The 20,241-nt window shown below is 69.7% G+C and carries 18 protein-coding genes; 3 read left to right on the top strand and 15 right to left on the bottom strand.

The genetic code is table 11. From position 1 onward, the window contains the following. Positions 1-26: 26 nt before the first annotated feature. A complete protein-coding gene (locus HNP44_RS19305; RefSeq protein ID WP_259144462.1) occupies positions 27-983 on the bottom strand; it encodes an aspartate carbamoyltransferase catalytic subunit in 957 nt (318 codons plus the stop codon). After that, a complete protein-coding gene (gene pyrR, locus HNP44_RS19310; RefSeq protein ID WP_259144461.1) occupies positions 980-1,567 on the bottom strand; it encodes a bifunctional pyr operon transcriptional regulator/uracil phosphoribosyltransferase PyrR in 588 nt (195 codons plus the stop codon). The genes HNP44_RS19305 and pyrR overlap by 4 nt, the downstream gene beginning before the upstream one ends. A gap of 69 nt (positions 1,568-1,636) precedes the next feature. Between pyrR and HNP44_RS19315 the strand changes: the two genes are divergently transcribed. Beyond that, positions 1,637-3,634, top strand: a complete 1,998-nt coding sequence (locus HNP44_RS19315) for an FAD-dependent oxidoreductase (protein WP_259256927.1) — start codon at positions 1,637-1,639, stop codon at positions 3,632-3,634. A 4-nt stretch (positions 3,635-3,638) separates the two neighbouring features. Here the strand turns inward: HNP44_RS19315 and nusB are convergent, their stop codons facing one another. Genes nusB through HNP44_RS19340 form a run of 5 tightly spaced genes read right to left on the bottom strand, consistent with a single transcriptional unit; the run spans position 3,639 to position 6,877 of the window. Next, the gene (gene nusB, locus HNP44_RS19320) at positions 3,639-4,136 is read right to left on the bottom strand and encodes a transcription antitermination factor NusB (protein WP_259144459.1); all 498 of its coding nucleotides are present in this window, start codon (positions 4,134-4,136) and stop codon (positions 3,639-3,641) included. Then, a complete protein-coding gene (gene efp, locus HNP44_RS19325; protein WP_259144458.1) occupies positions 4,137-4,700 on the bottom strand; it encodes an elongation factor P in 564 nt (187 codons plus the stop codon). Between the two features lie 15 nt (positions 4,701-4,715). Further along, a complete protein-coding gene (locus tag HNP44_RS19330) occupies positions 4,716-5,798 on the bottom strand; it encodes a M24 family metallopeptidase (RefSeq protein WP_259144457.1) in 1,083 nt (360 codons plus the stop codon). A gap of 46 nt (positions 5,799-5,844) precedes the next feature. Then, a complete protein-coding gene (locus HNP44_RS19335) occupies positions 5,845-6,381 on the bottom strand; it encodes a YceI family protein (RefSeq protein ID WP_259144456.1) in 537 nt (178 codons plus the stop codon). A 40-nt stretch (positions 6,382-6,421) separates the two neighbouring features. Beyond that, positions 6,422-6,877, bottom strand: coding sequence for a nitroreductase/quinone reductase family protein (locus tag HNP44_RS19340; RefSeq protein ID WP_259144455.1), 456 nt, complete (start codon positions 6,875-6,877; stop codon positions 6,422-6,424). A 110-nt stretch (positions 6,878-6,987) separates the two neighbouring features. Here HNP44_RS19340 and HNP44_RS19345 point away from each other — a divergent pair, with 110 nt between their 5' ends. Further along, the gene (locus tag HNP44_RS19345) at positions 6,988-7,653 is read left to right on the top strand and encodes a TetR/AcrR family transcriptional regulator (protein ID WP_259144454.1); all 666 of its coding nucleotides are present in this window, start codon (positions 6,988-6,990) and stop codon (positions 7,651-7,653) included. 4 nt (positions 7,654-7,657) lie between these two features. Here the strand turns inward: HNP44_RS19345 and aroB are convergent, their stop codons facing one another. The 3 genes from aroB to aroC are packed head-to-tail and all read right to left on the bottom strand — an operon-like array spanning position 7,658 to position 10,596. Beyond that, entirely contained in the window at positions 7,658-8,770 is a 1,113-nt protein-coding gene (aroB, locus tag HNP44_RS19350; protein WP_259144453.1) for a 3-dehydroquinate synthase, read from the bottom strand. A 3-nt stretch (positions 8,771-8,773) separates the two neighbouring features. After that, on the bottom strand, positions 8,774-9,391 hold the full coding sequence (locus HNP44_RS19355) for a shikimate kinase (protein WP_259144451.1): 618 nt from the start codon (positions 9,389-9,391) through the stop codon (positions 8,774-8,776). Then, positions 9,391-10,596: a chorismate synthase gene (aroC, locus tag HNP44_RS19360; RefSeq protein ID WP_310437698.1), complete on the bottom strand. Its 1,206-nt coding sequence runs from the start codon at positions 10,594-10,596 to the stop codon at positions 9,391-9,393. Before aroC ends, HNP44_RS19355 begins: the two co-directional genes overlap by 1 nt. Positions 10,597-10,676: 80 nt before the next feature. Here aroC and HNP44_RS19365 point away from each other — a divergent pair, with 80 nt between their 5' ends. Then, positions 10,677-10,931 (top strand): hypothetical protein, encoded by a 255-nt coding sequence (locus HNP44_RS19365; RefSeq protein WP_259144450.1) that lies wholly within the window; start codon positions 10,677-10,679, stop codon positions 10,929-10,931. Positions 10,932-11,001: 70 nt separating this feature from the next. Here HNP44_RS19365 and dnaE read toward each other — a convergent pair whose 3' ends face one another. The 5 genes from dnaE to HNP44_RS19390 form a co-directional block, all read right to left on the bottom strand. Then, entirely contained in the window at positions 11,002-14,556 is a 3,555-nt protein-coding gene (dnaE, locus tag HNP44_RS19370; protein WP_259144449.1) for a DNA polymerase III subunit alpha, read from the bottom strand. An 80-nt stretch (positions 14,557-14,636) separates the two neighbouring features. Then, positions 14,637-15,896, bottom strand: coding sequence for a serine/threonine-protein kinase (locus HNP44_RS19375; RefSeq protein ID WP_259144448.1), 1,260 nt, complete (start codon positions 15,894-15,896; stop codon positions 14,637-14,639). A gap of 99 nt (positions 15,897-15,995) precedes the next feature. Further along, the gene (locus HNP44_RS19380) at positions 15,996-17,825 is read right to left on the bottom strand and encodes an ABC transporter ATP-binding protein (RefSeq protein ID WP_259144447.1); all 1,830 of its coding nucleotides are present in this window, start codon (positions 17,823-17,825) and stop codon (positions 15,996-15,998) included. Continuing rightward, positions 17,822-19,555 (bottom strand): ABC transporter ATP-binding protein, encoded by a 1,734-nt coding sequence (locus HNP44_RS19385; RefSeq protein WP_259144446.1) that lies wholly within the window; start codon positions 19,553-19,555, stop codon positions 17,822-17,824. Before HNP44_RS19385 ends, HNP44_RS19380 begins: the two co-directional genes overlap by 4 nt. After that, positions 19,552-20,190 carry a TetR/AcrR family transcriptional regulator gene (locus HNP44_RS19390; RefSeq protein WP_259144445.1) on the bottom strand — a complete coding sequence of 213 codons (639 nt, stop codon included), beginning with the start codon at positions 20,188-20,190 and terminating at the stop codon, positions 19,552-19,554. Before HNP44_RS19390 ends, HNP44_RS19385 begins: the two co-directional genes overlap by 4 nt. Positions 20,191-20,241: the final 51 nt, after the last annotated feature.

Consider the following 20,241-nt stretch of genomic DNA (forward strand, 5'->3'; position numbering starts at 1 on the left):
GTGGATGGCACCGGGGTGGGTCGGCATCATTCCGCACCCCCCTCCGTGGCGAGAAGATGGAAGAGCACCGCCATGCGGACGTGCACGCCGTTGTTGACCTGCTGCAGGATCGCGGCCTGCGCGGAGTCCGCGACCGAGTAGCCGATCTCCATGCCCCGCAGCATGGGTCCGGGATGCAGCACGACGGCGTGATCAGGCAGCAGGGCCGCGCGTTGCGGATTGAGCCCGAAGCGCACCGAGTACTCGCGTTCGCTGGGGAAGAAGCCGCCGTTCATCCGCTCGGCCTGCACGCGCAGCATCATCACCGCGTCGGCGCCGGGCAGCTCGGCCTCGAGCGAGTCGGCGACCGTGACCGGCCAGGTCTCGACGCCGACCGGCAGCAGGGTGCGCGGGGCCACCAGGACGACCTCGGCACCCAACGTGGACAGCAGCAGTGCGTTCGACCGGGCGACCCGGCTGTGCAGCACGTCGCCGACGATGACGATGCGCCGGCCCTCGATGCCGCCGAGTCGCTGGCGCAGTGTCAGCGCGTCGAGCAGGGCCTGCGTGGGGTGCTCGTGCATGCCGTCGCCCGCGTTGATGACGACGGGCCCGGGCAGGCCGTTGAGCGCGGCGGCCGAGTGGGTCCAGGCCGCGATCTGTTGCGCCGCACCAGAGGCGGGGTGTCGGACGATCAGCGCGTCGGCGCCCGCGGCGTGCAGGGTCAGCGCGGTGTCGCGCAGCGACTCCCCTTTGGCGACGGAGCTCCCGGACGCGGAGACGTTGATCACGTCGGCGCTCATCCACTTGCCCGCGACCTCGAAGGAGACGCGGGTACGGGTGGAGTTCTCGTAGAAGACCGTCATCACGGTGCGACCGCGCAGCGTGGGGAGCTTCTTGACCTCGCGGCCCATCAGCGCCTGCTGCAGCCGGTCCGCCTCGTCGAGGATCTCCTCGGCCTCGGCGCGACTCAGGTCCGCGGCGGAGAGCAGGTGCCTGGTCACACCCCGCCCTCCGTCGCCTCCGACGCGGGCAGCTCGGAGATCACCACGGCGTCCTCGCCGTCCTTCTCCTGCAACCGCACCTGCACGTCCTCCTGCCGGGAGGTGGGGATGTTCTTGCCCACGTAGTCGGCGCGGATCGGAAGCTGCCGATGGCCGCGATCGACGAGGACCGCGAGCTGGACCGCGGCAGGCCGACCGATGTCCCGCAGCGAGTCGAGCGCGGCGCGCACCGTCCGGCCGGAGAACAGGACGTCGTCGACGAGGATGACCAGCGCACCGTCGACCCCCTGCGGCGGCACCGTGGTGCGCTCGAGGGGCCGGTGCGGCTTGTGCCGCAGATCGTCGCGGTAGAGGGTGATGTCGAGGTGACCGACGGGCACCGCCACGCCGGAGAACTCCTCGATGTCGGCCGCCAGCCGGGCGGCGAGAACCGCACCGCGCGTAGGGATACCGAACATGACGACGCGGGGAAGCGATTCATCACCCGCGGCCCTCGTGTCTAAGGCCGTCTTCTCGATGATCTGATGCGCGATCCGGGCCACCGTTCGGGTGACATCGGCCGCGGACATGAGTTCCCGAGCCACGTGACCCCCTTCTCCGCCTCTCCGGACGGCTCGCTCCGCCTCACAGGACGGACTGAAAAGGATGTCTTGATGCGACACGAAGCATACCAGTACGTTCAGGTCATGGAACTGTCGACCAGGCAACGCAGGACGCTGTCCGCGATCGTCGACTCCTTCGCCCCGGGGGACAGCGTGGCGATCCCCTCCGCGAGCGACCTCCGGGCCGGCGACCTGGCTGTTTCCTATGCCGACCGCAGTCCGCGCGATAGCGACGGCGTGACGCTCGCGCAGTCCCTGTCACTCTTCGACAACCGCGTGTTCTGCACCACTGTGTTGGGCACCCGGGGGCAGCGCTTCGCGGACCTGTCGGCCGCCGAACGCGAGCGGGTCCTGATCGACCTGTCCCGGTCGCGGTTCGTCCAGAAGCGGATGCTGTTCAAGCGCCTGCGCAACATCGCGCTGCTCGCCTACTACGCGGCGGGCGGGGCCGACGGCGAGCACGGCCCGGGTGCCGAGCTGATGGCCGCGATCGGCTACCCGCGACAGGCACGCATGAAGAAGCCGCGTGCCCGCGCCCTGCGCGCGCAGCGGCCCCTCTCCCCCGCCCGCTACGAGATCGACGCCTCGACCGGGTGCGACGTGGTGGTGATCGGCTCCGGCGCGGGCGGCGCGGTCGCCGCAGCAGCGCTCGCCGAGGCAGGACTCGACGTACTGGTCCTCGAGCGGGGCGACTACGTCGCGCCCACGGAGGTGGGCGACTCCGACCTCGACAACCTGGCGCAGCTGTACGCGCCGGGGCCGTTCTGGACCGAGAACGCGCAGTCCTACCTCCTCACGTCGCGCTGCCTCGGCGGGGGCACGACGGTCTCCCACGGCGGCTACTTCCGCCCACCCGAGGAGGTGCGTGCCGACTGGGCGGCGCGAGGAATCGACACCGGGCCCGCACTGGACACCGCTCTCGCGGAGGTGTGGCAGCGCTCGGGCGTGATCGACGGCGCCGGCACCCCCTCCGCACGCGACCTGATTCTGGAGAAGGGCTGCCGCGCGCTCGACCTTGCGGTGCGCCCCGTGAGCCTGGCGGACGACTTCGAGTCCGGGGGCCGGTGGGGCCCGTCCAGCCGGGTCGCGGCCAAGCAGCATGCCGCCCGTACGTGGCTGCGCGACGCCGAGAAGAAGGGCGCCCGCATCGTGACCGGGGCGCAGGCCCGGTCGATCGAGACGCAGGGCGGGCTGGCCCGCACGGTGATCGCACGGACCTCGGGCGGCTCGTGGCTCACGGTGCGCTGCAGCGCCGTCGTGGTGGCCGCGGGCGGCTTCGAGACACCGGCGCTGCTCTCGCGTTCGGGCATCGGCGGGCAGCATGTGGGCAAGCACCTGCACCTGCACCCCACTGCCACCGCGGTCGGCCTGTTCGGCGAGACCGTCGACCCGTGGCTGGGGGCACCGTCCACCCGGTTCAGCGACGCGCACGCGAACCTCGACGGCAAGGGCTTCGGCGTGCGCTACGAGACCGCGCCGCTCACCCCCGCGCTGGCGTCGAGCTTCGTGCCCTGGCGCAACCCCGTCGAACACCTCAACGTGATGCGACAGTTCCCGCATCTGTCGATCGTGCGCGTGGTGCTGCGCGACCGAGGCGCGGGCGAGGTCGTGATGGACACGTCCGGCGAGCCCTCCGTTCGGTACGACCTGGCAGAGGCCGATCGGACGAATCTGCGGACCGGCGTGGACACCGCGGTCCGCATTCTCGAGGCGGCGGGAGCGCGGCGGATCTTCACCGGCCAGCAGCGTGGGGGCGATCACGTTCCAGGCGACCGCCCCGTCGAACGGTTCCTGGACCGGTCGCACGCCGCCGGGTACGGGGTCGGCGAGATCGCGCTCGGCGCGCAGGAACCGATGAGCACCGCCCGGATGGCGTCCTCGGCGCGGCGCGGCGCGGCGAACCCGGAGGGGGCGCTGTGGGATGTGCCGAACGTGGTGATCGCCGACGCCTCGGCCCTGCCGACTGCGAGCGGCGTGCACCCCATCGGTGTGGTGCAGGCCCTCGCGCTGCGCAATGCCCGCGCCCTTGCAGAGCGCCTCAAGGGCTGAGCGGTTACTCCGAGCGGTCGGACGGCTGGGCCGCGGCTGCGGCCCGGACCTGCGGCGCGAGCGCCGCGACCTTGCCCAGCACCCCGTTGAGGTAGGTCGGCGAATCGTCGGTCGACAGCTCCTTGGCGAGCTCGACAGCCTCGTCGACCACGACGGCGGGAGGCACGTCGACGGCGTTGAAGAGCTCCCAGACGGCGATTCGCAGGATCGCACGATCGACGGCGGGCAGGCGCGTGAGCGTCCAGCCCGTCAGGTGCGAGGAGATCACCGAGTCGACCTGGGCGCCGTCAAGACCGACGCCGGTGACCAGCGTGGCCGTGTACTCGGACACCGGGGCGACGGAGGCGTCGTCGGCGGCGAGCTGCCGGCGCTCGACGAGCAGGCCGTCGAGGTCGGTGACCCCACGGGCCTCCGCCTCGAACAGCAGGTCGACGGCGCGCTTGCGCGCCCGGTGTCGGGCGCCCGACTTCTTCGGGCGCCGGATGTCTGACTGCTCGGGCACTTAGGAGTTCACGCGCCCCAGGTAGCCGCCGTCACGGGTGTCGACCTTGAGCTTGTCGCCGGTGTTGATGAACAGCGGGACGTTGATCTCGGCGCCGGTCTCCAGGGTGGCAGGCTTGGTTCCACCGGTGGAGCGGTCGCCCTGCAGGCCCGGATCGGTGTGCTGGACGACGTACTCGGCCGACAGCGGCAGCTCGACGAAGAGCGCCTCGCCCTCGTGCATCGAGATCTGCACGCGCATGCTCTCCAGCAGGAACTTCGCACTGTCACCGACCTTGGCGTCGTCCAGGTTGATCTGGTCGTAGGTCTCGGCGTCCATGAAGACGTAGTCCGAACCGTCGTGGTACAGGTAGTCGAAGTCGCGCCGGTCGACGGTGGCGACCTCGACCTTGACGCCCGCGTTGAAGGTCTTGTCGACGGTCTTGCCCGACACGACGTTCTTCAGCTTGGTCCGCACGAAGGCGGGGCCCTTGCCCGGCTTCACGTGCTGGAACTCGATGATCTGCCACAGCTGGCCCTCCTGGTTGAGGACCAGGCCGTTCTTGAAATCAGCAGTCGATGCCACGTTGTGTCGATTCTCCTAGAGTGCGATCAAGTCTTTGGTGGTGCGCGTCAGCAGTTCCGGTCCGTCCGCACGGACCACGAGGGTGTCCTCGATGCGGACTCCACCACGACCCGGGAGGTACACACCCGGCTCCACGGTGACCACAGCACCGTCGGACAGTGTACCGCTGCCGAGTTTGCCCAGCGTCGGGGCTTCGTGGATCTGCACCCCGACGCCGTGGCCGAGGCCGTGCAGGAACTGCTCGCCGTAGCCCGCGGCCTCGATAACCGCGCGCGCCGCGCCGTCGATCTCGCGGACGTCGGCGCCGGGCACGAGGGCCTCGCGACCGGCGGTCTGCGCCGCCCGGACCACGTCGTAGATCTCCTGCTGCCAGGCCGCCGGCTCGCCGAGGACGAAGGTGCGCGTCTCGTCCGCGTGGTAGCCACGGAACCGCGCGCCGAAGTCGATCTTGACGAAGTCGCCGACCGCGAGCACCCCGTCGGTGGGCCGGTGGTGCGGGATCGCCGAATTCGGCCCGGCGGCGACGATCGTCTCAAAGGCGACCGCCTCGGCACCGAACTCGTACATCAGGTTCTCGAGGCGTCGCGCGACCTGCGTCTCCGTCGCACCGGGACGGATCGTGCCCTCCTTCACTAGCTCGGCGAGCGCCTGATCGCTGATCGCGCAGGCGCGGCGGAGCAGCTCGATCTCGCCGTCGTCCTTGACCTCGCGGAGCTTCTCCACGAGCCGGGCCGTCGGGACCAGGTGCGCCTCCGGCGCGAGCCGGGCGTGGTCGGCGTAGCTCAGAGCCGTCGCCTCGAACCCGACGGTGCCGTTCGCCTCCTCCAGGAGCGCCTTGGCGACGTCGCGCTCGATGATCGCGCGCACATCGCCGGACTGCTCCGCGACCTGCGTGAGGTAGCGGCCGTCGGTGGCGATGGCGTCGGCGGCAGGGTCCGCGGCGACGAGCAGTGCACCGTTGGAGCCCGTGAAGCCCGCGAGGTAGCGCACGTTGTCGAGATCAGTGACGAGCAGGGCGTCGAGGGCGGGCTCGTGGCCCGCGAGCGCGGCGCGGAGGGTGTCGCGCCGGCGGGCGTGGTCGGTGGTCTTCTGCGGCATTCTGCCACGGTATCGCGGCGCGACGGTCGCGCGCCGCCGCGCGCCGTCAGACCGTCGCGCGTGCGATCACCGTGACCTCGTCGGCCACCTGGAGCGTGCCCATCATGAGCGAGAAGGGCTTGATCCCGAAGTCCGTCTGCCGCACGGGCACGGCGGTGGCGAGCGCCGGGGCGGGCTCGGCCTCCTCGTAGGCGAGGGCGAAGTCGCACGGTCGGGTGGTGCCGCAGAGTGACAGCTCGCCGCGCACGCGGAATCCGTTCTGCGAGGCCTCGATCGTGGTTGAGCGGTAGTCGATCGACGGGTTCGACTTGACCTTGAGGGAGCGGTGCGCGTTGGCTGTGGCCACCGCGCGCTCCGGCAAGGTCAAGGGAGTGAGTCCGCCCTCGCCGGAGACGACCTCCAGAGAGCCCGCGTCAATGGTGACGACGAGGGAGACCGGCTGCTCGCCGTCGACCTCCACCGCGGCTCGCCACGCCGTCGGCGCGAGCACCAGGCGGTGCCCCAACCGGGCCGATCGCCCGGCCACCCCGGTGTGCACCTCCAGCACGCCGCTGGACTGATCGATGGTCCTGGTCTCGGTCACAGTCCCGAATGTACCGGCGGCACCCCGTCCGGCAGGGCAGTCAGCATCGTTCGACGACGAACACCGGATATCGAACCGCAGCGGCGGCGAGCTCATCGTCGGTGCTGTCGGCGGAGAGGCCGGGGAAGAAGACGCCCACCTCCCAGGCCCACTTGCGCAGGTAAGCGCGCAGCACGGGCACTTTGGCTGCCGGATCCGTGATCTCGGCGGCGGCGAACGGCTCGACGGTCCGCCCGAGCCGGAGCTCACCCGCCCCAGCGGCACGCATGTTCCGCACCCACTGGGTGACGCCGCGCGCAGCGACGAGATGGTCGGCGCCGTTGACAGTGAGCACATTGACGGGGGTGGTGCGCCACTCCCCCGAGGTGCGCCCGCGGACCGCGAGCTCCCTGCTGCCGTAGACGGAGATGCCACGCCGGGCCAGCCACGCGACGGTGTTGTTGAACGCAGTCGCGGTGCGGCCGGGGCGGACGTGATCGGCGTCGGATGCGGTCATGGAATCCTCCAAATAGTGAGCACTGCTCTCGTTTCAACTCCATGCTCCGCCCATTACGGAGCATTGTCAAGAGCAGTGATCTCGTTTCGGATCAGTGCAATAATCGAGGCGTGAACGCCTCCCTGACCGCCCGCGAGCGCGCCCGCGCCGAGCTCACCGCCGAGATCACCCGCAGCGCGCGGGAGCAGCTCCGCGAGGTCGGCGCCGCCGCGCTGTCGCTGCGCGCCGTCGCGAGGGACCTGGGGCTGGCGTCGTCGGCGGTGTACCGCTACTTCTCCAGCCGCGACGCGCTACTCACCGCGCTGATCACGGACGCCTACACGGCGCTCGGCGACGCGGTGGAGGCAGCCGAGGCCGGGGCCGGTGGGCCGCGGGAGCGGTGGCTGGCTGCGGGGCGGGCACTACGGACCTGGGCCCTGGCGAACCCGCACGAATACACGCTGCTCTATGGCTCGCCGGTGCCGGGATACCACGCTCCGGCGGAGACGACCGCTGCCGCGATCCGCACGTCGGGCGCCTTCGCCCGGATCGCGATGTGCGGGAAGGGCGGTGCCCCCGCACCATCGGCAGGGCTCAACGTGCAACTGCGCGCCGCGGCGGAGGTCGTGGCCCCGGGCGCCGAGCCAGGGCAGCTCGCGCTGGGCGTGCTCGCCTGGACGCAGCTCTTCGGCGCGGTGAGCTTCGAGCTGTTCGGCCAGTACGCGAACACGTTCGAGCCCGCGAGCGCGCTGTTCGACTACACCCTCGAGCGCACTGCCGAGATGCTCGGGCTCTGACGCATCAGAGGAGCACGGCGCCCGCGGGCTGCGGCCCCTCCTTGGCGACAGCGGAGTAGGCGGCGACCAGCAGCGACGGGTCCGGCCCCTCGAGCCGGCCCGGGCGAGCCAGGCCGTCGAGCACCACGAATCGGAGCAGACCGGCGCGGTTCTTCTTGTCCTTGCCCATGTATTCGAGGAGCTGTCCGAAGGCGTCGGCGTCGTAGCTCGTGGGCAGGCCGACGGATTCGAGGACGCGACGGTGCCGGTCTGCGGTCTCGTCGTCGAGGCGGCCGGCGAGCCGCCCGAGCTCGGCCGCGTAGATCAGGCCGACGGAGACGGCGGCGCCGTGGCGCCAGCGGTAACGCTCTCGGCGCTCGAGAGCGTGGGCGAGAGTGTGGCCGTAGTTGAGGATCTCGCGGAGCGAAGACTCCTTGAGGTCGGCGGAGACCACCTTCGCCTTGACCTCGATGGAGCGGCGGACCAGCTCGGGCAGCACGTCGCCGGTCGGATCCAGCGCGGCCTCGGGATCCTCCTCGATCAGCTCGAGGATCACCGGGTCGGCGATGAAGCCGGTCTTGATGACCTCCGCCATGCCTGCGACGATCTCGTTGCGAGGCACCGTCTCCAGCGTCACCAGGTCGACGATCACAGTCCGCGGCTCGTGGAAGGAGCCGACCAGGTTCTTACCGGCGTCGGTGTTGATGCCGGTCTTGCCGCCGACGGCCGCGTCGACCATCGCGAGCAGCGTGGTGGGGACGTGGACGACGGGCACGCCGCGCATCCAGGTGGCGGCCACGAAGCCGGTGACGTCGGTCGCGGCGCCGCCGCCCAGGCTGTAGATCACGTCCTGACGGCTGAGCCCGATGCGGCCGAGCACCTCCCAGCAGAACCCGGCGACCTGAAGGTCCTTGCCGGCCTCCGCGTCGGGCAGCTCGATGCGATGCGCGTCGATCCCCTTGTCGGCCAGGGCCTGTCGCAGTGCCTCGGCGGTCTCTGCGAGGGTCGGCTGGTAGAAGATCGCGGCCGTGGTCGCCTCGCCGGCGGCCGCGACGGTCTCGTCCAGGAGCCCGCGACCGATCACCACGTCGTAGGGGCTGCCCGCGTCGACGCGGACCTTCACCGGATTCTCGCTCATCTACTACTCCGATCGATTCTTGGCGGACGTGCGGAGGACGGTGGGCAGCTTCGGCCAGGGGCCGCGGCGTTCCCGCCCGGGTGCGGTGTCCTTGAGGCGCCGCTGCACCTGCCGGACGACGGACGACGGTGCGCGTCCCACGGTGGAGACGCGGATCGTCGCGAGTTCGCGATAGATCGGCGTGCGCCGCGCCATCAGGGCTCGGTACGCCGCAGCGGGGTCGTCCCCCTTCAGGAGCGGGCGATTCGACGCGGCCGGGCTGACGGTGCGCCGGATCCCCTCCTCCTCCGTCAGCTCGAGGTAGACCACCTGATGCCGCCGCAGGAGCACGCGGGTCGGCTCGGAGAGCACTGCGCCGCCGCCGAGCGAGACGACGCCCGGATGGTGTGCGACCACGTCGGCGACGACCTCTTCCTCGATGGCACGGAAGGCGGGCTCGCCGTCGCCGGCGAAGATCTGCGGGATGGTCCGGCCATCGCGACGCTCGATCTCCTCGTCGACGTCGAGGAATTCCACCCGGAGCGCGCGCGCGAGCCGACGGCCGATGGTCGTCTTCCCCGCCCCGGGCGGGCCGATCAGGATCGCCGCGGGCCCCGGCTCGTGGCCGGGCGCGGTGCCCATCAGATCGCCTCGGGTGTCACCCGCTGCAACCGCGCCGCCACCTGCTCGGAGTACCGTTCGAAGTTGCTGCGGGTCTCGTCGAGGCTGTCGCCGCCGAACTTTTCGAGCGCCGCCTGCGCCACGACGAGTGCCACCATGGCCTCGGCGACGACGCCGGCGGCGGGCACGGCGCAGACATCGCTGCGCTGGTGGATCGCCACGGCCTCGGTGCCGGTCTGCATGTCGATGGTGCGCAGCGCGCGCGGGACCGTGGAGATCGGCTTCATCGCCGCGCGCACGCGGAGCTCCTCGCCGTTGGTCATGCCGCCCTCGACGCCGCCCGCCCGGTTGGTCGAGCGCAGCACGCCGCCCTTGTCGGGCAGCATCTCGTCGTGCGCGGCACTGCCACGGCGGCGAGCGGTCTCGAAACCGTCACCGACCTCGACGCCCTTGATCGCCTGGATGCCCATGAGCGCGGCGGCGAGCCGCGCGTCGAGGCGACTCTCCCCCGACGCGACGGATCCAATGCCGACCGGCAGGCCGGTGACCACGACCTCGACAACACCGCCCAGGGTGTCACCGTCCTTCTTCGCGGCCTCGATCTCGGCGATCATCGACTGCTCCGCGGCCTCGTCGAAGGCCCGCACGGGCGAGGCGTCGATCCGGTCGAGGTCATCGCCCGATGGGGTCGGCCCGACGTACGGCTCGGATGCGCCGATGGAGATGACGTGGCTGACCACCTCAGCACCGAAGGCCTGGCGCAGGAAGTTCCGGGCGACGGTGCCTGCGGCGACCCGGGCGGCCGTCTCACGGGCGCTCGCGCGCTCGAGGACGGGGCGGGCGTCATCGAAGCCGTACTTCAGCATTCCCGAGTAGTCGGCGTGACCGGGGCGCGGCCGAGTCAGCGGCGCATTGCGGGCCATACCGTCGAGTAGCTCCTGGTCGACGGGATCGGCCGACATGACCTGCTCCCACTTGGGCCACTCGGTGTTGCCGATCTCGATGGCGACGGGGCCCGCCTGCGTGCGGCCGTGCCGGACACCACCGAGGATGGTGACCTTGTCGGCCTCGAACTTCATGCGCGCACCCCGGCCGTAGCCGAGGCGTCGCCGCGCCAATTGGGCGGCGATGTCCGACGACGTGACCTCGACGCCCGCGACCATGCCCTCCATGAGGGCCACAAGGGCGGGGCCGTGCGATTCTCCTGCGGTTATCCAGCGCAACACGCGAACCATCATCCCAGATCCACCCGTCACACCGTGAGTTCGGGTCGCCGAAATCTCCGTCACAGGGTAGGGTGAACATCATGACGACCGTCGCCGCATCCTCGACTTCCGCCCGCCGCGCCGCCGCGCAGCGGTCCACCGTCGACGTCTTCGGTGTCGCATGGCCCCGCTACAAGGCCGAGGCTCTGGTCGCCGCGCTGGTCGTGCTCGCCCTTGGTGTCGTGCTCACGCTCGCCACCGGTGCGGCCTCATTCGCGCCCGCCGTGCTCGCCGCCACCGGCGTCGCCGTCGTGGTCTGGTGGGCCGCCCGCTCGATTCATCTACGCACGCACTGACCGCCGTCGCGTCCACCGCGTCGCTCTCATAGTCTCGCGATCAATCGAGGCACACAGCCAGCGCCGACCTTCACGTGAGGCAGTTGGGGCCCAGTAGCGCCTTCAGGTCGCCCATCAGCGACGACGACTGGTTCACCCGGAGGGTGTCATCGAGCCGCAGCGTGGTGGCTTTGTCGCCGCTGACGAGCTTGACGTGCACGTCCGAGACCCCCGGGTGACGCTGCAGCACCTGCTTGAGCGCGGAGACCTTGTCCTGCGTGCACACCCGCGTCTGCATCGTGAGCGACAGCGGCTTCGCGACCCCGATCTGAGAGAGGTCGATGGGCGCGATGTCATTCGCGATCAGCGTGACCTTGTCATCGCGGAAGTTCACGCGGGCCTTGATGAGCACCACCGCGTCCTCGACCACCTCGGCACCGAAAGCGGCGTAGGCCTGCGGAAAGAAGAACACCTCGATACCGCCGGAGAGGTCCTCGAGCTGCGCTGACGCGAACGGGGCGCCGTTCTTGTTCACACGCCGGTTCACCGACTGCAGGATGCCGCCGACGGTGACCTGAGTGCCGTCCTTGACATCGCCCTCGACGATCGCGGGAATCGGGGTGTCGGTCTGCGCGGCGATCACGTGCTCTACCCCGTCGAGCGGGTGCGCGGAGACGTACAGGCCGAGCATCTCGCGTTCGAGGGCGAGCTTGTGCTTACCGTCCCACTCCTCCTCGGGCACCTTGATGGTGAAGACGTCGTCGATAGGGCCGGCGGCGCCCTCCTCCTCACCCATGGATCCGAAGAGATCGAACTGGCCTACCGCCTCGGCCTTCTTGGTGGACAACACCGATTCGATGGCATCGCTGTGCACCAGGAACAGGCCCTTGCGCGGATGGTCCAGGGAGTCGAAACCGCCCGCCTTGATGAGGGATTCCGTGACCTTCTTGGAGCAGGCAGCGACCTCGATCTTGGCGAGGTAATCCGAGAAGGAAGTGAAGTTCCCCTTCTCACCGCGGCTGCGCACGATGGACGCGACGACGCCCTCACCGACGTTGCGCACCGAGCCGAGACCGAACCGGATGTCCTCGCCGACCGAGGTGAACTGCAAGTGCGACTCGTTGACGTCGGGTGGGAGCACTGTGACGCCGAGGCGGCGACAGTCGCCGAGGTAGATCGCGGCCTTGTCCTTGTCATCACCCACGGACGTGAGCAGCCCGGCCATGTACTCGGCCGGGTAGTTCGCCTTGAGGTACGCGGTCCAGTACGAGACCAGGCCGTAGGCGGCGGCATGCGACTTGTTGAACGCGTACCCGGCGAAGGGCAGCACGGTGTCCCAGAGCGCGGTGATCGCGGCCTGCGAGAAACCGTTGTCGAGCATGCCCTGCTGGAAGCCGCCGTAGGCCTCGTCCAGCACCGACTTCTTCTTCTTACCCATCGCTCGGCGCAGGATGTCGGCCTGGCCCAGGCTGTACCCGGCGACCTTCTGCGCGATGTGCATGATCTGCTCCTGGTACACGATCAGACCGAACGTGTCCGAGAGGATCTCCTTGAGCGGCTCCTCCAGCTCCGGATGGATCGGCTTGACGTCCTGCCGCCCGTTCTTCCGGTCCGCGTAGTCGTTGTGCGCGTTCATGCCCATCGGACCGGGGCGGTACAGCGCGCCGACGGCCACGATGTCCTCGAACTTGGTGGGCTGCATGCGGCGCAGCAGATCCCGCATCGGGCCACCGTCGAGCTGGAAGACGCCGAGCGTATTGCCCTTCTGCAGCAGCTGGTACGTGGTCTCGTCGTCGAGCGGCAGCTCGTCCATGTCGAGCTCGATGCCGCGGTTGGCCTTGATGTTCTCCAGGGCGTCACCGATCACGGTGAGGTTGCGCAGCCCCAGGAAGTCCATCTTCAGCAGGCCGATGGCCTCGCACGACGGGTAGTCCCAGCCGGTGATGATGGCGCCGTCCTGTGCGCGCTTCCACACCGGGATCGCGTCGGTGAGCGGATCACAGGACATGATCACCGCGCAGGCGTGCACGCCCGCGTTGCGGATCAGGCCCTCGAGTCCGAGCGCCATGTCGTAGATCTTCTTGACGTCCGGGTCCGTCTCGATGAGCTGCCGGACCTCGACGGCCTCCTTGTACCGCTCGTGCGAGGGGTCCGTGATGCCCTTGACCGAGATGTCCTTGGCCATGATGGGCGGCGGAAGAGCCTTGGTGATCCTGTCCGCGATCGAGTATCCGGGCTGGCCGTAGATGACGCGGGCCGAGTCCTTGATGGCGGCCTTGGTCTTGATGGTGCCGAACGTGATGACCTGGGCCACCTTGTCCGAACCCCACTTCTCCGAGGCGTAGGTGATCATCTCGCCGCGGCGACGATCATCGAAGTCGATATCGATATCGGGCATCGAGACGCGCTCGGGGTTGAGGAACCGCTCGAACAGCAGGCCGTGCGGGATGGGGTCGATGTTGGTGATGCCCAGCGCCCACGCGACCAGCGAGCCGGCCGCGGAACCACGGCCCGGGCCGACGCGGATGCCGACCTCGTGCGCGTGCGCGATGAGGTCACCGACCACGAGGAAGTACGCCGGGAAGCCCATCTCGTTGATCACCGACAGCTCGTACTTCGCGCGCTCGACGTAGTCCGCGGGCGGACCGTCGGGGAAGCGACGGTTCAGGCCGTCCATGACCTCGGATTCGAGGAAGGACTCCTGGGTGTGGTTCTCCGGGACGGGGAACCGCGGCATCCGGTCCTTGTGCTCCCAGACCTCCTTGTAGGACTGGACGCGCTCGCCGATCTCGACGGTCGAGTCGCAGGCGCCGGGCACCTGCGAATCCCACAGGTCGCGCATCTCCTGCGCCGACTTGAGGTAGTAGCCGTCGCCGTCGAACTGGAACCGGGTGGGATCGGACAGGGTCTTACCGGTCTGGATGCACAGCAGCGCGCCGTGCGACTCAGCCTTATCCTTGGTGACGTAATGGCAGTCGTTGGTGGCGAGCGGCTTGATCCCGAGCTTGCGGCCGATGTCGAGCAGGCCCTCACGGACGCGGCGTTCGATGTCGATGCCGTGATCCATCAGCTCCAGGTAGAAGTTCTCCTTGCCGAAGATCTCCTGCCACTTCGCCGCGGCCTCAAGGGCCTCCTGCTCGTGTCCCAATCGAAGCCGCGTCTGCACCTCGCCCGACGGGCAGCCCGTGGTGGCGATGATGCCCTCGGCGTGCTCGGCGATGATCTCGGCGTCCATGCGGGACCACTTGCCGAGCTGCCCCTCGAGCGAGGCCAACGAGCTGAGCTTGAACAGGTTCCGCAGCCCCGTGGCGTTCTCCGCCACCATCGTCATGTGGGTGTACGCGCCAGAGCCGGAGACGTCGTCGCTCTTCTGCGACGGATCGCCCCACTTCACTCGCTTGGTGTTGAACCGCGACTCCGGTGCGATGTACGCCTCGATACCGATGATCGGCTTGATCTCGTACTTCACCGCGGTGTTGTAGAAGTCCGACGCGCCGAACATGTTGCCGTGGTCGGACATGCCCACCGCCGTCATGCCCAGCCGCTTCGCCTCCGCGAACAACGGGTCGACCTTGGCCGCACCGTCGAGCATCGAGTACTCGGTGTGGTTGTGCAGATGGACGAACGAGCCGGCGGCGGACGTCATGGGCTACTCACCTCCGGTGAAGAATCTCATCGCTGTCATTAGGCAGTGTAGGCCCCTCCACCGACACGTCGCGCGGATCGTCAGCCGAAGGCGATGACCAGGATCAACACCAGCAACGCGGCCACCGCCACCCCCACCAGCACCAGCACGGCAGGCGACATCCCGCCCGGAGCCGAGGGCTTCTCGGGCTGCGCGCGCGGCGCCGGCGGGCGCTGCATCGCGCCGGACTGCGCGCCCACGCTCGCCCCGTACAGCGGCTGCTGCGCGGCGGACTGCGGGGCGACGGGCTGCGCGGGCCGCGCCGTCGGGTAGCTCGGCCGGTTCGCCTGTCCCCGGATCCCCGGGGCGACGGTGCGCTGCACGGGCAGGGATGGGCGTCCCGCGGTCGCGGGTGCCTGCGGTCCGGACGGATGCCCGGGACCGGGCACGTATCCGGGCGGCGCGGGGCGGGGCACCGGACGAGGCGCCGGGCGGCCGACCGGGGCCGTCAACGCGGACTTGAGCGCGGTCGCGAACTCCTTGCATGTGGCGAACCGCTCCGCCGGGGTCTTGGCGAGGCCGCGCGCGACCACGGCGTCGACCGCGGGCGGCACACCCTGGCGGATCTGCGAGATCCGCGGCGGCGGCGCATTGAAGTGCGCGTCGATCACCGCGTCGGTGCTCGCCCCCGTGTACGGCACCTTGCCGGTGACCAGGTGGAAGAACGTCGCGGCCAGCGAGTACTGGTCCGACCGCGGGTCGAGCTCCTCCCCGCACAGCTGCTCCGGTGACGCGTAGGCGAGCGTCGCGAGGACAGTGCCGACGGCCGTGAGCTGCGAGGTGTCCTCGCCTCCCTTCGCCACCCCGAAGTCGGTGAGCAGGGCGCGCCGCTCGTCGCCGTCGTCCTCGTCGTCGACGGCGGCCACCAGGATGTTGGCCGGCTTGATATCGCGGTGGAGCAGGCCTGCGCGGTGCGCGCGATCCAGTCCCCGTCCGATCTGGCCGACGATCTCCACGGCGACGGCGGGTGCCAGCCCGCCCGGGCTGCGCTTGAGCAGCACCGAGCAATCGTCGCCCTCGACGTACTGCATCGCGATCCACAGCCTGGAGCCCTCGGTGCCGCGGTTGTAGATGGTGACCACGTTCGGGTGGTCGAGGCGCGCGGCGAGCTCCGCCTCGCGCAGGAAGCGCTTGCGGAAGGCCTCGTCACCCGAGTAGCCGGCGCCCAGCACCTTGAGCGCGTCGTATCGGGGCAGCTCCGGGTGCTTGGCGAGGTAGACGGACCCCATACCACCGGATCCGAGGCGCCGCTCGATCCGATAACCGCCGATCACCGTCCCGGGTGCGAGTTCATCACTCATGTCCGCCGCTTCTGCCCCATATCGTCCGTTCCGTCGAAGACCAGCGTAACCCGGCCGAGGACCGTCGCCCCGGTGACGAGCCGTTCGCGGACTCACGCGTCAGATCTCAACGCCCTCGAACTGGGCGCGGTAGAGGCCGGCGTAGTGGCCGCCGGCCGCGAGCAGCTCGTCGTGCGAGCCCTGCTCGACGATCCGGCCGTGGTCCATGACGACGATGACGTCGGCGTCGCGGATGGTCGACAGACGGTGCGCGATGACGAAGCTGGTCCGGTCCGCCCGCAGCGCGTGCATCGCCCGCTGCAGCAGGACCTCGGTGCGGGTGTCCACCGAGCTGGTCGCCTCGTCGAGGATGAGGATGGCCGGCTCTGCGAGGAAGGCCCGCGCGATGGTGATCAGCTGGCGCTCGCCTGCGGAGACGCTGCCGGACTCGTCGTCGAGCACGGTGTCGTAGCCGTCGGGCAGCGAGTGCGCGAAGCGGTCGACGAAGGTCGCGCGCGCGGCGGCGTAGACCTCCTCATCGGTCGCGTCGAGGCGGCCGTACCGGATGTTCTCCCGGATCGTGCCCTCGAAGAGCCACGTGTCCTGCAGCACCATCCCCATCCGCCGGCGCAGGTCCGCACGCTCGACCTCGGCGATGTCGACCCCGTCGATAGTGATCCGGCCGCCGCTGAGCTCGTAGAACCGCATGACCAGGTTGACCAACGTGGTCTTGCCCGCACCGGTGTGGCCCACGATCGCGACGGTGCGCCCCGGCTCGGCGACCAGGTTCAGCCCCTCGATCAGCGGCTCGTCGGGCTTGTACCCGAAGGAGACGTCCTCGAAGGCGACGCGGCCTCGCGTGGGCACCGGCAGCGCGCCGGCGCGCTCGGCGGTCTGCTCGTCGGCGTCGAGGATCGCGAAGACCCGTTCGGCGGAGGCGACGCCCGACTGCAGCATGTTCACCATCGAGGCCATCTGGGTGAGGGGCTGCGTGAACTGCCGCGAGTACTGGATGAAGGCGATCACGTCGCCGAGGCTCATGCCGCCCGCGGCCACCCGCAGCCCGCCGACGACGCACACGGCGACGTACTGCAGGTTGCCGACGAACATACTGATCGGCATGACGAGGCCGGAGAGGAACTGCGCCTTGTAGCTGGCGTTCATCAGCGCGTCGTTCTCCTGGGCGAAGCGCTCCTGCAGCGCGTCGCCGCGGCCGTAGACGGTGACCAGGTCGTGACCGGTGAAGGCCTCCTCGACCTGCGCGTTGAGTGAGCCCGTCGAGCGCCACTGCGCGACGAAGTGCTTCTGGCTGCGCTTCATGATCTGCCCCGCGAAGATCACGATGAGCGGGATCACGACGACCGCGACGGCGGTCAGCAGCGGCGAGACGACGAGCATCATGATCAGCACCCCGACCACCGTGAACGCCGAGACGATGAGCTGGCTCAGCGCCTGCGTCAGCGACTGCCCCAGGTTGTCGATGTCGTTGGTCACGCGGGACAGCAGCTCACCGCGGGGCTGCTTGTCGAAGTAGCTCAGCGGCAATCGGTTCAGCTTCTCCTCGACCTCGCGCCGCAGCGAGTACATGACCCGTTGCACCGCGCCGTTGAGCAGGAAGCCCTGCGCGTACTGCAGGAGTGCGCTCGCCACGAACAACCCGATCACCCAGGCGAGGATGGTGCCGACGCGGTGGAAGTCGATGCCCGGCCCGTGCTGCAGCTGCGAGCGGAAGCCGTCGTAGATCGCGTCGACCGCGCTGCCGATCACCTTCGGTGCGATCACGGCGGCGGTGACCGAGCCGACCGACAACAGCACCGCCGCAGTCATCGCCGAGCGCTGCTCCCGCAGCCGGCCCAGCAGTCGTTTCAGCGAGGGCCAGAAGGTCATCGGCTTCTGTGCGGGCGAGCCCGCCGTTGCGGCGGCGGACGCCCGTGCTCCCGGTCCGGTCATGCTGCACTCCCCGCCGTCGCCTGGCTGCCGGCGATCTCCTGGTAGGTGGGACAGGTCTCGAGGAGTTCGGCGTGGGTGCCGTGGCCGACCACCTCGCCGTCCTCGAGAACGATGATCTGGTCGGCGCCCGCGATCGTCGAGATGCGCTGGCCCACGATGAAGACCGTCGCGTCCCTCGTGTACGGCCGCAGGGCCGCACGCAGTTTCGCGTCGGTCGCGAGGTCGAGCGCGGAGAAGCTGTCGTCGAAGAGGTACACCGCTGGTTTGGCGACGAGGGCGCGGGCGATCGCGAGCCGCTGGCGCTGCCCGCCGGAGACGTTGGTGCCGCCCTGCGCGATCGAGGCGTCCAGGCCTCCGATCTCGGCGACGAAGTCGTCCGCCTGCGCGATGCGCAGCGCCTCCGCGAGCTCGTCGTCGGTGGCGTCCGGGTTGCCGAAGCGCAGGTTGCTGGCGACGGTGCCGCTGAACAGGTATCCGCGCTGCGGCACCAACCCGACGTGCCCCCACAGGGCGTCGGAGCGCAGGTCCTTGACGTCGACCCCGTCGTAGCGGACCGCTCCAGCGGTGGCGTCGAACAGTCGCGCCAGCAGGTTGATCAGGGTGGACTTCCCGGATCCCGTGGATCCGATGATCGCGACCGTCTCCCCCGGGCGGGCCGTCAGGTTCACGTTCTGCAGCACCGGTTTCGCGGCGCCGGGGTAGCACATCGTGACGTCGTCGAGCTCGATCGTGCCGGTGATCGCGGGGAGCGGGTTCGGACTCTCCGGCGGTCCAACGGTGGACGTGGTGGTGAGCACCTCGGTGATGCGCTCGGCCGCGACGGAGGCGCGCGGCACCATCATCACCATGAAGGTCGCCATCATCACCGACATGAGGATCTGCATCATGTACTGCATGTAGGCGGTCACGGAGCCGATCTGGGCGGAGCCGTCCGCGATCAGGTGCGACCCGAACCACCAGACCGCAACCGTGGAGAGGTTGAGCACCAGCATCACCCACGGGAACATGACCGCCATCAGCCGCATCACGCGAACGGAGGCGTCGGTGAGGACGGTGTTGGCACCGTCGAAACGCTCGCGCTCGACGGGCTCGCGGACGAAGGCCCGGATGACCCGGACACCCGTGAGCTGTTCGCGGAGTACCTGATTGACCGCATCGAGCCGGGTCTGCACCACGCGGAAGCCGGGGATCATCTTGGCGATCACCACGCCCAGCACCGCGCCCAGGACGGGCACGGCGACCACCATGAGCCAGGCGAGGCCGGGCTCCTCGCGCAGCGCCATGACGACGCCGCCGACCGCCATGAACGGGGCCTGGATCATCATCGACAGCGTCATCAGCACGAGCAGCTGCACCTGCTGCACGTCGTTGGTGGTCCGGGTGATGAGCGACGCGGCACCGAAGCCGGAGACCTCGCGGCCGGAGAAGGTGCGGACGCGGCCGAACAGGGAGCGCCGGGTGTCGCGACCGAAGGCCATCGCGCTGCGGGCCGCGAAGAAGGTGGCGCCGCCGGCCGCGATCACCTGGACCAGCGTGATCGCGATCATGACCCCGCCCATCCGCCAGATGTATCCGGTGTCGCCCGGCGTGACGCCGAGGTCGATGATCGTGGCGTTGATGCTGGGCAGCACCAGGTTGGCGACGACGCTGACGAGTTGGAAGGCGGCCACGGCGAGGAGCCACGGCCGGTAGGGCCGTAGGTGCTCGGCGATCAGTCTGAGAAGGGTCACTGGAGGCTGTTCCTTGCTGCGGATTCAGTGGTGGGCTGGGCTGAGATGCCGTCGAGCAGGACGTCGACGATGCGCTGCGGCGACAGGACGTGCCCGTCGCTGATGTGCGGGTGGCTGCCCGAGAAGGTGAGCAGGCGCAGGAGGTGAATCGCCTCCTCCGGGGGGACGGAGAGCTGGTCGGCGTCATCGCCGATCACGCCGCGCAGGCGGGACACGAGCGCGGGGCCGCCGTCCTTGGCCCGACGGTGCGCGTCCCGGTCGCGCGTGTGGGGCGGGGCGACCAGGCCGAGGGCATCCATGAGGCCGAAGATCCGCTGGAACCGCGCCTGGACGAGCTCGGTGAACCGGTAGAGTCGCGCGCGCAACGGCAGCGCCGCGTCGATGGCATCGATGTCGACGAGCAGTGGCGCGGGGTCGAAGGATTCGGCCATCACAGCGTCGAGAAGCTTCTCCTTGGAGTCGAAGACCCGGAAAATGGTGCCCTCGGCGACCCCGGCGGCGGCGGCGATCTGCCTGGTCGTGGGCACGGCGCCGTGCTCGAGTAGCGCGTCCCGGGTAGCGGCGATCAGCGCCGCGCGCCGCTCGTCGGGCGGCAGGTGCGGCGCGCGGGTTCGATTTTCGTTAGCCGCAGGCACGAATTCGAGACTACAGAAATGAGCGGACACTCACAATTGATTTTCGTTCGC

Origin of the sequence: Tsukamurella ocularis, assembly GCF_024807615.1 — a bacterium.
Taxonomy (GTDB): domain Bacteria; phylum Actinomycetota; class Actinomycetes; order Mycobacteriales; family Mycobacteriaceae; genus Tsukamurella; species Tsukamurella ocularis.

What these genes read in the sequence shown, in the direction of transcription:
- HNP44_RS19315 (WP_259256927.1), top strand. Translation starts at nt 1,637, where the DNA reads ATGCGACACGAAGCATACCAGTACGTTCAGGTCATGGAACTGTCGACC.
- HNP44_RS19330 (WP_259144457.1), bottom strand. Translation starts at nt 5,798, where the DNA reads ATGCCGCAGAAGACCACCGACCACGCCCGCCGGCGCGACACCCTCCGC.
- HNP44_RS19340 (WP_259144455.1), bottom strand. Translation starts at nt 6,877, where the DNA reads ATGACCGCATCCGACGCCGATCACGTCCGCCCCGGCCGCACCGCGACT.
- aroB (WP_259144453.1), bottom strand. Translation starts at nt 8,770, where the DNA reads ATGAGCGAGAATCCGGTGAAGGTCCGCGTCGACGCGGGCAGCCCCTAC.
- HNP44_RS19355 (WP_259144451.1), bottom strand. Translation starts at nt 9,391, where the DNA reads ATGGGCACCGCGCCCGGCCACGAGCCGGGGCCCGCGGCGATCCTGATC.
- HNP44_RS19365 (WP_259144450.1), top strand. Translation starts at nt 10,677, where the DNA reads ATGACGACCGTCGCCGCATCCTCGACTTCCGCCCGCCGCGCCGCCGCG.
- dnaE (WP_259144449.1), bottom strand. Translation starts at nt 14,556, where the DNA reads ATGACGTCCGCCGCCGGCTCGTTCGTCCATCTGCACAACCACACCGAG.
- HNP44_RS19375 (WP_259144448.1), bottom strand. Translation starts at nt 15,896, where the DNA reads ATGAGTGATGAACTCGCACCCGGGACGGTGATCGGCGGTTATCGGATC.
- HNP44_RS19380 (WP_259144447.1), bottom strand. Translation starts at nt 17,825, where the DNA reads ATGACCGGACCGGGAGCACGGGCGTCCGCCGCCGCAACGGCGGGCTCG.